The organism is Cupriavidus sp. 8B, assembly GCF_054589115.1.
The window spans coordinates 1-299 of the sequence record NZ_BAAILO010000564.1 but is presented as its reverse complement, the minus strand read 5'-3'; the positions used below and the strand labels follow the sequence as shown (position 1 = coordinate 299).

Sequence of the window (299 nt, the reverse complement as noted above, 5' to 3'; positions counted from 1 at the left end):
CCAGACCTACCGCCACGTGCTGCTGCCGATGGCGTTCCGCGTCATCGTGCCGCCGCTGACCTCGGAGTTCCTGAACATCTTCAAGAACTCCGCGGTCGCGTCGACCATCGGCCTGCTGGAGCTGGCCGCGCAAGGGCGCCAGCTGGTGGACTACACGGCGCGCCCGTATGAGTCCTTCATTGCGGTGACGTTGATGTACGCGTTGATCAATATCGTGGTCATGCTGCTCATGCGCTGGGTTGAAGGACGCACCCGCGTGCCCGGCTTCATCGGCAGCAAGTAAGGGGACACGTCATGGC

The 299-nt window shown here is 63.2% G+C and carries 1 protein-coding gene; it reads left to right on the top strand.

Features of this window, described 5'->3' with window-relative positions; all coding sequences use genetic code 11:
- Window positions 1–283 (top strand): ABC transporter permease subunit (locus ACYP5B_RS48860; protein ID WP_459574675.1); only part of this gene is annotated, 283 nt, incomplete at its 5' end.
- Window positions 284–299: the final 16 nt, after the last annotated feature.